Below are 11,833 nucleotides of genomic sequence, written 5' to 3' on the forward strand. Positions count from 1 at the left end.
CTCAAGGAGCTGCGCCTGCACGGCATGGCCACGGCCTGGGCGGAGTTGACTGCGCAGGGTGAGTCGAACACAGCCTCGTCCAAGTGGCTGCTCGAACACCTGCTGGAACAAGAGCACACAGATCGCGCCATGCGCTCGGTGAGCCACCAGATGAACATGGCCAAGCTGCCGATGCACCGCGACCTGGCCGGCTTCGACTTCAGCGCCTCCAGCGCAGACGCTCGTTTGATCAGCGAACTGGCCAGTCTGGCCTTTACCGACACCGCGCAGAACGTGGTGCTGATCGGTGGGCCTGGCACCGGTAAAACCCACCTGGCCACTGCGCTGGCCGTGTCCGGCATCACCCGGCACGGCAAGCGCGTGCGCTTCTACTCCACGGTCGATCTGGTCAATCTGCTGGAGCGCGAAAAGCACGACGGCAAAGCCGGGCGGATCGCCCAAGCTCTGCTGCGCATGGATCTGGTCATCCTCGACGAACTGGGTTATCTGCCCTTCAGCCAGGCCGGCGGTGCGTTGCTGTTTCACCTGCTATCCAAGCTGTACGAACACACCAGCGTGGTGATCACCACCAACCTGAGCTTCGCCGAATGGTCGAGCGTGTTCGGCGACGCCAAGATGACCACCGCCCTGCTGGATCGGCTGACCCACCACTGCCACATCGTCGAAACCGGTAACGAGTCCTATCGCCTGCAACACAGTAGCTTGGCGGCCCAGGCCAAGATCAAATCACGGGAGCGAAAGCGTAAGGGCGGCCAGGAACCGGAGGACGATGAGCCGTTCTGATTTCATGGCGACGACGGCCTGCTACATGGCTGCGTGTGGCAGGTCTTAAACAACTGAACTGGGCTAGCGAAGGAGTGGGGGCAACAGCAGCTGCGCTGGTAGACTTATCCACAGTTGCTGGTAACAAAATCAGCAATCCGCCCTGGGTCAAATTTCAATCGGCAGGGTGGGTCAATTTTCCATCAGCGCCAACACACTAAGCAACCATCAGAAAATTTTGACTGTACGCCAAAAAATTCGCATCTACCAGCATCTAAACAGGCGTTGTTGATTATCATAAAACACTGACACTGTATTATATAATCGTGCTTTTGTGTTATTTTTTTAATATTTACTGATTACGTACTTGCTTAACCACTCAGTTGCGCTAGAATTAATAGACGCGAAATTTAAATCTCTAATTTTCCAACACTTAGTAAAACCTCGTTTGCCATCCCACTACCATTGTAGGAGCAAATCAGGAGACATAAAAAATTAGCGGTAGCGTGCCTGGCCCTCTAGATAAGTATTGGAGACTGTAATGAAGTTTGAAAAGTCACAGACAGCAATCGACCACCTGACTCCCGAGCAACACCGAATTACCCAGGAGGCGGGCACCGAAAGGCCCTTCACGGGCGAGTACAACGACAACAAGGAGCCTGGCATCTACGTCGACATAGTGTCGGGAGAGCCACTGTTCGCTTCGACGGACAAGTTCGATTCGGGTACTGGCTGGCCCAGCTTCACCAAGCCGATCGTTTCGGCAAACGTGAACGAGGTGCGGGACAGCGCACACGGCATGGTCCGGACGGAGGTCAGGTCAGTACACGCAGACAGTCATCTCGGCCATGTGTTCCCCGATGGTCCTTCCGACCGCGGCGGTCTGCGGTACTGCATCAACTCAGCGTCCCTTCGCTTCATCCCGCGCGACGAGATGGAGTCCGAGGGATACGGTGAATATCTCGATCAAGTAGAGGAGGCTTAACATGCATCAGCGCGCTGTTCTCGCAGGAGGATGTTTCTGGGGCATGCAGGATCTGATCCGCAAGCGGCCCGGCATCATCTCGACCCGTGTGGGTTACACGGGCGGCGATATTCCGAACGCCACGTATCGTAATCACGGCACGCATGCCGAGGGGATCGAGATTGTCTTCGACCCGACAGTGACGAGCTACCGGAACATCCTGGAATTCTTCTTCCAGATCCACGATCCGACGACGCTGAACCGCCAGGGCAATGATCGTGGGCTCTCCTACCGGTCGGGCATCTATTATGTCGACGAGGAGCAGAAGCGCGTCGCCGAGGATACGATCGCCGATGTGGATGCCTCGGGGCTGTGGGATGGCAAAGTGGTGACCGAGGTCCAGCCGGTCGGCGAGTTCTGGGAGGCCGAGCCCGATCACCAGGATTATCTGGAGAAGCGCCCGGGCGGCTACACCTGCCACTTCGTCCGTCCCGGCTGGGTGCTTCCGAAGCGCCAAAAGGTTGACGACGTACAGCCAGCGGCCGGGACCGCGGCGGAATAGGCTTCACTGCCGTTGCCACTGCGCCGGTCCGGTCCGCAATCTTCGTGACCGCGTCGTTCAGCGACGCGGTCATCGAACCCTACTTCAGAGTGACGGCTCGTTCCAGTCAGTCGCCATCGCAACACCAGGATCGCAGATTTATGCCAGACCTCTCGTCCTTTCCGATCACGCAGCGCTGGCCGGCATCTCATCCCGATCGCCTGCAACTCTACGCAGCCCCTACGCCCAATGGCGTCAAGGTCTCGATCATGCTTGAGGAGACTGGCCTGGCGTACGAGCCCCACCTGATCGACATCTCGAACAACGAGTCGAAGGATCCGGCGTTCGTGTCGCTGAACCCGAACGGACGCATACCGGCGATCATCGATCCGGCTGGCCCTGACGGTAGACCCATCGCCTTATGGGAATCCGGTGCGATCCTCCTCTATCTGGCCGACAAGACGGGTCAGTTCATCTCCACCGAACCAGGCCAGCGTTACGAGACCCTAGCGTGGGTGTTCTTTCAGATGTCGGCCATCGGGCCGATGTTCGGACAGCTAGGCTTTTTCCTGCGATTTGCCGGCAAGGACTATGAGGACAAGCGACCTCGGCAGCGCTTTGTTGATGAATCCAGGCGTCTTCTCGGGGTCCTGGATCACCGGCTGGAGGGCCGCGAATGGATTGTCGATGATTACTCGATCGCGGACATTGCGACGTTTGGCTGGGTGAATGCGCTGGTCGAATTCTACGCAGCGGGCGACATCCTCGGCCTAAGCAGCTATTCGAACGTGCAGGCATGGCTCGAACGCGGGCTGGCGCGACCGGCTGTACAGCGTGGCCTGCGAATTCCTGCGAGGCCTGCATGACCATTATCGCCGCATATTATTACAACGAAGGTAAGCGAGTCCGTGAAATCAGGCTCGATGAGCACGTCGAACTAAACGAGAATCGCTCGGGCTTCTGCTGGATCGCGCTTAGCGAGCCCACCGCAGACGAACTCAGCGCGATCCAGACGACGTATAACCTCCATCCTTTGGCGATCGACAACGCCATGCACCCGCTGTGCCCGCCCAAGCTCGAGGTCTACAACGATGAGTTGTACGTCGTCGCCCAGACCGCCGAGCTGGTCGGCGACCGGATCAGCTACGGCAAGATGGCGATCTTCACCGGTCACAATCACCTTATCACCGTGCGGCACGGCAATGCCGGAGCGCTGGGCAAACTTCGGGAGCAACTCGAGGCATCGCCGACGCAGTTCGGCAAGGGTGTCGACTATGTGCTGCACGCGATCTTGCACCGAGTGGTCGACCAGTATCTGCCCATCTTCGAAATGATCGAGGACGACGTCCTGGCGATGGAGCGACGGTCGCTGCACGATTTCCTCGGGCCAGAAGAGGTGGCGCGAATCTTCGAACTAAGGTCCGAACTCACGCGGTTCCAGCGCACGCTCGGGGCTATGGCCGAGCTGGTGCGAAAGCTCGTTCGCGGCCACTTTCCCTGCATCAGCGCCGAAATGACACCATATTTCCACGACGTCGCGGACCATGTCCACCGCGTGCAGTCCATGGTCGACGGCCTCCTGCTTGTCCTGTCCACGGTCTTCGAGGCCAGCAGCCTTCTGGAAGCGCAAAGGATCGGTGTGGTCACTCGCCAGCTCGCGGCCTGGGCGGCGATCTTGACGGTCCCGACGGCGATCGCCGGAATATATGGCATGAACTTCAAGCACATGCCGGAACTGGACACGCCATATGGCTACTTCGTCGTGCTCGGAGTCATAGCGGTGTTCTGCCTTCTCCTGTTCATGCGCTTCAAGAAGGCCAAGTGGCTATGAGTAACGCACTTCGCGAGCTTCTCCGTCCGCCGAGTCACAGCGCGCTTTGTGCGCGAGCGTGTCCAATCCAGTTCAAGATGAAGGTGCTTCCATGACCTCCCAGGTGACCGACGTTCTAGAAGCAGTCCAGTCATTCATCGCCAACGGCTATGACCGCGAATACCGCGTCAAGGACGGCAATCTCGTCGATCTCGAACTAGGGTCAACCCTCGATGCATGCAGCATTCGCGTCGATGCGGCGTTGCGCCTCGAGAGCGGGGACGACGGCGAAGATGCCTCCAACATCTACGCGATCACCGATCCGGCGACAGAGCATAAAGGCCTGTTGATCGACGTGTTCGATGAAATCTGCTACCGCGACCCAGTTCAAGAGTCGGGACCTCAATGTAGAAGAAGTTGACTAACGAGCATTCGCGTCATCCGATCAAGCAAGCTGGAGACATTTATGAAAGCCATTGGTTACAAGGTTCCGGGACCCATCGCCGCGGATGCCGCGCTGGTCGACATCAATCTGCCTCGGCCTGTCGCTGCAGGATACGATATCCTGGTTGAGGTGAAGGCCGTCTCGGTCAACCCGGTCGACTACAAGGTCCGCAACAGCACGCCGCCGGCAGATGGCGATTGGAAGGTGCTGGGATGGGATGCCGCCGGGATTGTGCGCGAGGTCGGCCCCGACGTCACGCAGTTCGAGTTAGGCGACGAGGTCTATTATGCCGGATCGATCACACGGCCCGGTACCAATGCGGAGTTCCATCTCGTCGACGCCCGGATTGTCGGTCACAAACCTGCGTCGCTCTCCTGGGCGGAAGCGGCGGCGCTGCCGCTGACGACGTTGACGGCCTGGGAGGCGATGTTCGACCGCCTGGACGTGGCGAAGCCCGTACCCGGTGCGGCGGAGGCGATCCTCATCATCGGTGGCGCGGGCGGGGTTGGGTCGATCGCCGTCCAGATCGCGCGACAGCGCACGGACCTCACCGTCATCGCCACAGCCTCTCGACCGGAAACCCAAGAGTGGGTAAGAGGGCTTGGAGCTCACCACGTCATCGACCATTCTCGTCCGCTCGCGCCACAGATCGCCGAACTCGGCATCGGTGCTCCCGCTTTCGTCTTTTCGACCACACATACCGAGCAACATGTCGCCGACATCGCCGAACTGATCGCCCCACAAGGACGGTTCGGACTGATCGACGATCCCAAGGCATTCGATATCATGGTTTTCAAGCGCAAGGCGGTGTCGATCCACCACGAGCTGATGTTCACGCGGTCGATCTACGGCACGCCCGACATGAATGAGCAGGGCGAGATTCTGGATGCGATGGCAGCGCTGGTTGACGACGGCAAAATCCGCACGACGCTGACCCGGCGACTGTCGCCGATCAATGCCGCCAATCTGAAGACGGTGCATGCACTGATCGAAAGTGGCGCGGCTAAAGGCAAGATCGTCCTCGAAGGCTTCTAACGACCGCGATCGCCAAACATCTTGTCCAACCTCAAAAAGCCGAACGGGTTATGCCCCAGCGATGAGAATCCCATGACCAAATCTATTGCCACCGCCTCGATCAACCGCGAAACCGCAGTCGCCCTCATCGACGCGGCGCTCGCTGCGGCCCGTGCCATCGGCATCCCGGCTGCCGTCGCCGTCGTCGACGCCACCGGTAACCTGCGCGCGTTCGAGCGCACCGACGATGCGCCGTTCCTTACCGTCGATGTTGCCATCGACAAGGCCTGGAGTTCCGCCTCGTTTGGGTTCCCGACCCATGTCTGGAACGACTATGTGACCAACGATCCAAAAGTGGCGCCGCTAGCCTATCGCCCTCGGATGGTCGCTGTCGGCGGCGGTTATCCGATTCTGGAGGATGGGAAGTTGATCGGCGGCATAGGCATCTCCGGAGGCAACTATCAGCAGGATCAGGATGCGTGCGTCGAGGCACTCATGAAAATCGGGTTCCAGTTGCCAGCCTGACGACTGTGAGGCCATCACCGGTGGTAATGGCCAACAGATCCAACCTTTGAGAGGCCTAATGATGGAAGCGTTCGTCGTCTTTACGCGGGAAGAAACCAGCGACCCACATGCACTCGCAACCTATTCTGCAGGCGTCGGACCATCGTTCGATGGTCACGACGTTACCTTTCTCGCCGCTTATGGCGCGATCCAGCATTTGGAGGGGCCGCCCATCGAAGGGGCCGTAATCTTGCGTTTCCCGACGATGCAGGCCGCTCGCGACTGGTATGACAGTCCCGCCTACCAAACCATCGCTGCTCAACGCTTTGCCGGTTCCCATTACCGCGCCTTTATCATTGAAGGGCGGCGGTGACATACCGACAGAAGCACTTCGGCGCTGACCACGAGGTATCGGCGTGTGAACTCGCATCTTGGGAATCTGTGGGGGGGACCAAGACAGCGGCGCTAGGGGCTCATATCGTCGATCGGATCAGAGAGTTGCTCGGCGAGAATGGGTTATCTATTGCCGAGCTGACGGAGCGGAGCCGCCCTCTCCCAACGGATTGATTCAATCGTTGACGCTCCTCCTATCCGGATCCGGGTTTTCGCACGCTGATCAACAGAGTTACAGCGCGCAACGCCTGTAGTGGGCATCAGGGGATGGGTGGCAATCAGGATGATTGCCCACCTTCCAACGATTAACCTTGCTCAAGTTGCTTCACTAGTCGCTCCGCGTCGAGATGGAAGTCCGAGAAAACAATGCTACCGCCAGCGTCGATAACCGTAAACCACGGAGTTCCTCGTGTGCGGTAGTCTTCCATGAAGGTTGGAAACGGCGAGCCGGTCGGTTGCTCGTCGTGACCGAAAACGATAGGAAGCTCATACTTGAGCTGGTTCACGCGCAACTTCTCGAAGGTATTCTCATGCGTTCCTTCGAAGACGGTCTGGATCACTGCGAACCCCACGTCTTTTGAGCTCAACGCTGCATGCAACTTTTGTAGCGTCGGAAACCCATGCAAATGGCAACCTTGGCACCAATGCTGGAAGGCAAACAAGATTTTCGGGCCGGGCCCGATATCTGACAGTTTGAACGGCGCGATACTTTCCCCATCTTTGCCAATCCATTTTTGCACCCGCAGCTCAGGCGCTTGTCGTTCGATCTCGTTCATCTGATCCTCCAACCCCGATACAGAAGCTTAGTGGATGATCGCGCGTCGCGACGGTGCGCGAACGTCCGACCTTATTTTCCCTATTTCCTGAAGCCAGAATAGATCAGATCGACATTTCGTCCTTAATATACTCAAGCTGCCGGCGAGCGCGAACTGGGCAACCATGCGCTGGTGAGCCTTGAGCTTTGCACGCTGCCCATCCGTTTGAGAGCGAACCTGCAACTTCCGCTCCGCATACCGCAGATCAGCGTACGCAGCCTTGGGGTTATCTACCCTATAGCCATTGGGTATTGGGAATCATGCTGGCCTGACGCTATGTTCGATACGCGATTTTTTACGATGATAGAGCATCTGTATCTGATTTTTAGTCGATTGGCTTATTCGGCGGATGTGCGGGCAAATGCTTTACGCAGAGTACTGAAATGAAGGCCGGCTTCGGTCTGCCGTATCGAGCAAGAGGGGTCACTATGGTCACCAGAGGTTTCACCGGTCGCGGTTCAGGCGACCAGTCCGATCGGATTCCGCCAGGTCAGCATCTGGTGGAGGATTTCCCTGTTCTGTCGGCCGGCCCTACGCCGAGGGTAGAGCCCTCCGACTGGAAATTCACAGTCAAAATTGGTCCGAAGCCCGTCAAAACGTGGAATTGGGGCGAATTCAACACTCTACCAAAGACCCAGGTGACAAAGGATATTCACTGCGTCACCTCTTGGTCCAAACTGGATACCGTTTGGGAGGGTGTACTCATTGAAGACATCCTTGCAGATGCAGAGCTTGATCGGCCTACCGATTTCGTCTTGGCGCACTGCTACGATAATTATTCGACAAACGTCCCTCTGACGGATCTGCTTTCCGGGAAAGCGATGGTCGCCCTCAGTTATGCGGGCAAGCCACTTTCCCGCGATCATGGGGGGCCGGCGCGTCTTCTAGTGCCGCACCTTTACTTCTGGAAATCCGCCAAATGGGTGAATGCGCTGCAATTCACGACGCGTGACGAGGCCGGCTTTTGGGAGCTGCACGGCTATCACATCTACGGCGATCCGTGGCGCGAACAACGATACACCCATGACTGAAAACGAAGCGCAAGTCCGTTCGTGGCAATCATGCGTGATCGACGACATCATCCAGCAAACACCGAGTATCAAGAGCTTCTTCCTTCGGTTGAGCAAGCCGTTCGCGCACACCGCAGGTCAGCACGTCGATATCCGGCTGACCGCGCCCGACGGCTACAGTGCAATGCGCAGCTACTCGATCGCGTCATCGGCAGTTTCGACCCCGATCGTCGAGATAGCTATCGAGCGCATGCCGGATGCCGAAGTTTCGCCGTTTTTTCACGACATCGCGGCGATTGGTGACGAAATCGAAGTTCGCGGTCCGCTCGGTGGCCATTTCCTTTGGCCTGAGCCTGCCATAGATCCGGTTCTGTTGATCGGGGGAGGCTCCGGCCTCGTGCCGTTGATGGCAATGATCCGGCAGCGCCGCGCATTGGCCCAAGCCGTTCCGACAGCGTTGCTCCTGTCCGCACGAACCGCCGAGGACGTTCTCTTCTCAGAAGAACTTCATTGCATCGAAATCAGCGATCCGGCGTTCGTCCTGGCGCTCGCGATTACGCGCGAGAAACCGGTTCGCGCATCGGACTTTGCGCGACGGATCGACGGCATGATGGTCCAAGAAATTCTAACCAGGCTTCAGGGAAAGCCGACGCAAGTGTTCGTCTGCGGGTCTAACGGATTCGTCAACATCGCAACCGATAGCGCGCTGCTGGCGGGCTTGGACGCCTCCATCATCAAGACGGAGCGCTACGGGGGCTAGCGGCGCGAGCTATCTCACGTCGCGCCGATCGTAGACGTGCGCCCTGGGAAGCTTTGGCGATCAACGTGAACCGTTTTGCCGAACACAGTCTTCGTACCCCCCGGCCTCTAGAACGCCTTCGCTCGCGATACCTGGCTCGACATCAAGCTCAATTTGAAAGTTCCTGCACTATCCGTCGTCCTGATATGCTCGACCAGCATGATGGGCGATTCGAGCGGGACCGCTTCCGTCCCAATCGAGGCTCGGTTACCTTAGAGCATCGGCTCGGCGCTACAGGAGGCGCGTGCGGCCTCTGCCTGGCGGTGAAAGCACTTTGGGCCATGTCGCCTGGATAGCGGCCAATCGTCAGCATCTGCTCCGATGTCGGCCAAGGTGCAGTCGCCATCTTTGAACGCCGCGAATTGGAGATCAACGCCATGACAGCGATCCGCGTGCAACTGCCGGAGATGCAATATGACAACTGATGTATTGCTGTACACCACGAATTGGTGCCCGTTCTGCCGCCGAGCGAAGGCGCTCCTCAAGGAAAAGGGCGTGCGATGGAAGGAGCTCGATATTGAGGCGGATCCGGCTCACCGGCAGGCCATGGCGGAAGCGTCGGGGCGAAGCTCCGTGCCGCAGATCTTCATCAATGGCACCCTTATCGGTGGCTCCGATGAGCTATTCGCGCTCGATGTCAGAGGCGAGCTCGACAAACTTCTCGGGCGCAACCCGCCTGCCACCTGAGGAGGTGCGGCTTGGGGCAGCCAGCCCGCGAGCCTTCGCCGGTTGATGAATACAAAAGGAGAGTCCGTTGGTCTCAGCCATCTGGAAAGACACTACTATCGCCACAAGCGACGAAACAGTCATCGTCGAGGGAAATCACTACTTCCCACCGTCAGGAGTCGACCTGAGCCTGCTTGAGATGAGCCCGCACACATCTGTCTGTCCGATCAAAGGCGCCGCGCGCTTCTTTCATGTTCGCGCGGGTGACGCGCTCAACGTGAACGCCGCTTGGACCTATCCCGCCCCCACTCCGGATGCCGAGGGTATCCGGGATTACATCGCTTTCTGGAAAGGCGTGGACGTTGCCTAGCAGACTGGACGGACGACTTCGCTGATAGCCATGCGGGCGCCGACATCTCAATTATCCTGCCCACCCCGGGCCTCGTCGGCTGCAGGAATCTGCCCGGCACCTTAGCGCGACCCGGCACTGGCGGTCTCGCACCCGCCGCGCCTCTGTTCTATCAATAAGGATGGATGACATGGAGCATTCCGAGTTCGATGCCGCTTTCGCGAAGCTTGCGGAGGGATACAGAGAAGGGACTTATGAAGGCCGGCGTTTCAGCTTGATCGTCCGGCGATCTGGGGACGGACGTCGCAACAGTCTGTTCGCCAGGGAGTTGGACGGGACTGACATTGTCAGCTTCAACCTCTTCCGCGTTACATCAGATAGGACATTGTTGAAGCCGTGCGAAATGTCCGCCGAAAAGGTCGTAGCGTTCGTGCTGGAGTTCCGACCGGACACCTGACGGGCAGAAGAAGATCCCGGCCAACCGGCGCGCCTGCGACGGCCGGCTATCTAAGGCTGCGCAAGCCTATAGCCGCAGCTCATTGCACTTCGTCTGGCGAGGAATTCAACATCGATACGTCGCCATCCGCGGGGATATCGGTACAGGCGCCCGTGTAAGCCAGATTGAGAAATCCTAAGCGATGACTAACACCAATGACGCCACCCTTCCGACACATTCTATTCTTGAGGAATGCACAGCGATGGCTGTCGTCAACGCTCTGAAGATTATTCTGAAGAACAGCTACGCGATCTACCTTAAGACAAAAAATGCCACTCGGGCGCATCCCGCCCCTACTTCAGGGACTTTCACTTGCTTCTCGCTCTGTCACTCACAGCATCGGCACGCCCATGACGCATGGTATCCAGGCCTCATAATTTTCCCATATAACCTTCTTGTCTTTTGCGCACCCAGAAAGACTCGAGGCTTTAACTGGACAGATGAGCCCTCGAGGGTAGTGTTCACCTGATTGGCTTTCTCATATCTGATGTTGATTCGCACAGTGTGCCAACCAGGTGATAGTTTCAAAAAACCTGCGCTTCAGAGCGAATTAGACGATCTTCGATAAGAGCGATCCGCCTCAAAATCCAAAACATCTAACATTGTCCTAGAGCCATATTTGTACCTAGTACTATGGCGCTCCCATTAACACATTTGATGATGCACAGAAAACTTAGCTCATGATAGCTTTCAGCTAACAGCTATTCGGAAGCCCGAAAGGATTCAACCGTTTAAGCGTGAACCGTCGATTATAAATACTTTCGTAAGTTAGCTTTAAAGGACGCTTTTAGTCCTTGTAAATACGCATTACGACTCCACAGCTACCAAATCCATACGGCGCCAGCAACCATTAAAACACCCGACACTACTAAAACAATAGTAGAGGCGCGATTGCTGCCTTTCAAAGTATGACCAACACCCACATCCATAACTAGGTGTCGAATTCCGGCTACGAGATGATAAATAAATGAAGAGTATACCAACCAGAAACTAACTTTGCCGAAAGGTGAAGAAAAAATCTCCTTGACTTCATTAAAACCCTTTTCTGACTCCAACGATTTGCTCAGCATATACAGTATCAGTCCCAGAAAAATAAAGAGCATAATTCCTGAAATCCGGTGCAGAATCGATGTAAGCGCCGTGAGAGGAAGCTGAATGGTTCGAATATCAAGATTAACCGGCCGCTTTTTATTCATTTTGACTCCAGTCAACAATTCTAGTGGGGGATTTCAGTTTTCGATCTCATTCATCATAGCAGCTGTAAC

16 protein-coding genes are annotated in these 11,833 nt (G+C 57.0%); 14 read left to right on the plus strand and 2 right to left on the minus strand.

All coding sequences use genetic code 11. The features are described 5' to 3' along the window. From istB to C9E89_RS20300, 9 genes are all read left to right on the plus strand, one after another. The coding region (gene istB, locus C9E89_RS20260) for an IS21-like element ISPst3 family helper ATPase IstB (protein WP_107010019.1) at positions 1-783 on the plus strand (783 nt) is incomplete at its 5' end. Between the two features lie 520 nt (positions 784-1,303). Next, the gene (msrB, locus tag C9E89_RS20265) at positions 1,304-1,747 is read left to right on the plus strand and encodes a peptide-methionine (R)-S-oxide reductase MsrB (protein ID WP_003464965.1); all 444 of its coding nucleotides are present in this window, start codon (positions 1,304-1,306) and stop codon (positions 1,745-1,747) included. Position 1,748: 1 nt separating this feature from the next. Beyond that, the gene (gene msrA / locus C9E89_RS20270) at positions 1,749-2,288 is read left to right on the plus strand and encodes a peptide-methionine (S)-S-oxide reductase MsrA (RefSeq protein ID WP_003464967.1); all 540 of its coding nucleotides are present in this window, start codon (positions 1,749-1,751) and stop codon (positions 2,286-2,288) included. A gap of 140 nt (positions 2,289-2,428) precedes the next feature. Beyond that, positions 2,429-3,133, plus strand: coding sequence for a glutathione S-transferase N-terminal domain-containing protein (locus C9E89_RS20275; protein WP_005006007.1), 705 nt, complete (start codon positions 2,429-2,431; stop codon positions 3,131-3,133). Then, entirely contained in the window at positions 3,130-4,098 is a 969-nt protein-coding gene (locus C9E89_RS20280) for a magnesium and cobalt transport protein CorA (RefSeq protein WP_002118270.1), read from the plus strand. Before C9E89_RS20275 ends, C9E89_RS20280 begins: the two co-directional genes overlap by 4 nt. 91 nt (positions 4,099-4,189) lie before the next feature. Further along, on the plus strand, positions 4,190-4,498 hold the full coding sequence (locus C9E89_RS20285; protein ID WP_005006003.1) for a hypothetical protein: 309 nt from the start codon (positions 4,190-4,192) through the stop codon (positions 4,496-4,498). A gap of 45 nt (positions 4,499-4,543) precedes the next feature. Then, complete coding sequence (locus C9E89_RS20290; RefSeq protein WP_002118279.1) at positions 4,544-5,557, plus strand: zinc-binding alcohol dehydrogenase family protein; 1,014 nt, start codon at positions 4,544-4,546, stop codon at positions 5,555-5,557. Positions 5,558-5,629: 72 nt separating this feature from the next. Then, complete coding sequence (locus C9E89_RS20295; RefSeq protein ID WP_005006001.1) at positions 5,630-6,061, plus strand: GlcG/HbpS family heme-binding protein; 432 nt, start codon at positions 5,630-5,632, stop codon at positions 6,059-6,061. Positions 6,062-6,122: 61 nt separating this feature from the next. Further along, positions 6,123-6,413, plus strand: a complete 291-nt coding sequence (locus tag C9E89_RS20300) for a DUF1330 domain-containing protein (protein WP_162900307.1) — start codon at positions 6,123-6,125, stop codon at positions 6,411-6,413. A gap of 325 nt (positions 6,414-6,738) precedes the next feature. On the opposite strand, the gene C9E89_RS20310 is transcribed toward C9E89_RS20300, so the two are convergent. Next, complete coding sequence (locus tag C9E89_RS20310) at positions 6,739-7,209, minus strand: TlpA family protein disulfide reductase (protein WP_003464979.1); 471 nt, start codon at positions 7,207-7,209, stop codon at positions 6,739-6,741. A 467-nt stretch (positions 7,210-7,676) separates the two neighbouring features. Between C9E89_RS20310 and C9E89_RS20315 the strand changes: the two genes are divergently transcribed. The 5 genes from C9E89_RS20315 to C9E89_RS20335 all read left to right on the plus strand — a co-directional run bounded on the left by C9E89_RS20315 (position 7,677) and on the right by C9E89_RS20335 (position 10,529). Then, positions 7,677-8,279, plus strand: a complete 603-nt coding sequence (locus tag C9E89_RS20315; protein WP_003464980.1) for a sulfite oxidase-like oxidoreductase — start codon at positions 7,677-7,679, stop codon at positions 8,277-8,279. Further along, positions 8,272-9,018 carry a ferredoxin reductase gene (locus C9E89_RS20320; protein WP_002118292.1) on the plus strand — a complete coding sequence of 249 codons (747 nt, stop codon included), beginning with the start codon at positions 8,272-8,274 and terminating at the stop codon, positions 9,016-9,018. The genes C9E89_RS20315 and C9E89_RS20320 overlap by 8 nt, the downstream gene beginning before the upstream one ends. Before the next feature lie 453 nt (positions 9,019-9,471). Continuing rightward, positions 9,472-9,744 carry a glutaredoxin 3 gene (grxC, locus tag C9E89_RS20325; RefSeq protein WP_005005995.1) on the plus strand — a complete coding sequence of 91 codons (273 nt, stop codon included), beginning with the start codon at positions 9,472-9,474 and terminating at the stop codon, positions 9,742-9,744. 67 nt (positions 9,745-9,811) lie between these two features. Continuing rightward, on the plus strand, positions 9,812-10,093 hold the full coding sequence (locus tag C9E89_RS20330) for a DUF427 domain-containing protein (RefSeq protein ID WP_003464986.1): 282 nt from the start codon (positions 9,812-9,814) through the stop codon (positions 10,091-10,093). Between the two features lie 169 nt (positions 10,094-10,262). Continuing rightward, on the plus strand, positions 10,263-10,529 hold the full coding sequence (locus tag C9E89_RS20335; RefSeq protein WP_003464988.1) for a hypothetical protein: 267 nt from the start codon (positions 10,263-10,265) through the stop codon (positions 10,527-10,529). Between the two features lie 860 nt (positions 10,530-11,389). Here C9E89_RS20335 and sdhC read toward each other — a convergent pair. Continuing rightward, positions 11,390-11,764, minus strand: coding sequence for a succinate dehydrogenase, cytochrome b556 subunit (gene sdhC / locus C9E89_RS20345; RefSeq protein WP_005005993.1), 375 nt, complete (start codon positions 11,762-11,764; stop codon positions 11,390-11,392). Positions 11,765-11,833: the final 69 nt, after the last annotated feature.

This window comes from Acinetobacter sichuanensis, from assembly GCF_003024515.2.
Lineage (GTDB): Bacteria > Pseudomonadota > Gammaproteobacteria > Pseudomonadales > Moraxellaceae > Acinetobacter > Acinetobacter sichuanensis.

Excerpts from the sequence above, each read along its gene's own strand:
- C9E89_RS20280 (WP_002118270.1), top strand. The coding sequence starts at position 3,130 with ATGACCATTATCGCCGCATATTATTACAACGAAGGTAAGCGAGTCCGT.
- grxC (WP_005005995.1), top strand. The coding sequence starts at position 9,472 with ATGACAACTGATGTATTGCTGTACACCACGAATTGGTGCCCGTTCTGC.
- C9E89_RS20320 (WP_002118292.1), top strand. The coding sequence starts at position 8,272 with ATGACTGAAAACGAAGCGCAAGTCCGTTCGTGGCAATCATGCGTGATC.
- C9E89_RS20275 (WP_005006007.1), top strand. The coding sequence starts at position 2,429 with ATGCCAGACCTCTCGTCCTTTCCGATCACGCAGCGCTGGCCGGCATCT.
- C9E89_RS20300 (WP_162900307.1), top strand. The coding sequence starts at position 6,123 with ATGGAAGCGTTCGTCGTCTTTACGCGGGAAGAAACCAGCGACCCACAT.
- C9E89_RS20290 (WP_002118279.1), top strand. The coding sequence starts at position 4,544 with ATGAAAGCCATTGGTTACAAGGTTCCGGGACCCATCGCCGCGGATGCC.
- C9E89_RS20315 (WP_003464980.1), top strand. The coding sequence starts at position 7,677 with ATGGTCACCAGAGGTTTCACCGGTCGCGGTTCAGGCGACCAGTCCGAT.
- msrB (WP_003464965.1), top strand. The coding sequence starts at position 1,304 with ATGAAGTTTGAAAAGTCACAGACAGCAATCGACCACCTGACTCCCGAG.
- sdhC (WP_005005993.1), bottom strand. The coding sequence starts at position 11,764 with ATGAATAAAAAGCGGCCGGTTAATCTTGATATTCGAACCATTCAGCTT.
- C9E89_RS20310 (WP_003464979.1), bottom strand. The coding sequence starts at position 7,209 with ATGAACGAGATCGAACGACAAGCGCCTGAGCTGCGGGTGCAAAAATGG.
- C9E89_RS20285 (WP_005006003.1), top strand. The coding sequence starts at position 4,190 with ATGACCTCCCAGGTGACCGACGTTCTAGAAGCAGTCCAGTCATTCATC.
- C9E89_RS20335 (WP_003464988.1), top strand. The coding sequence starts at position 10,263 with ATGGAGCATTCCGAGTTCGATGCCGCTTTCGCGAAGCTTGCGGAGGGA.
- C9E89_RS20295 (WP_005006001.1), top strand. The coding sequence starts at position 5,630 with ATGACCAAATCTATTGCCACCGCCTCGATCAACCGCGAAACCGCAGTC.
- msrA (WP_003464967.1), top strand. The coding sequence starts at position 1,749 with ATGCATCAGCGCGCTGTTCTCGCAGGAGGATGTTTCTGGGGCATGCAG.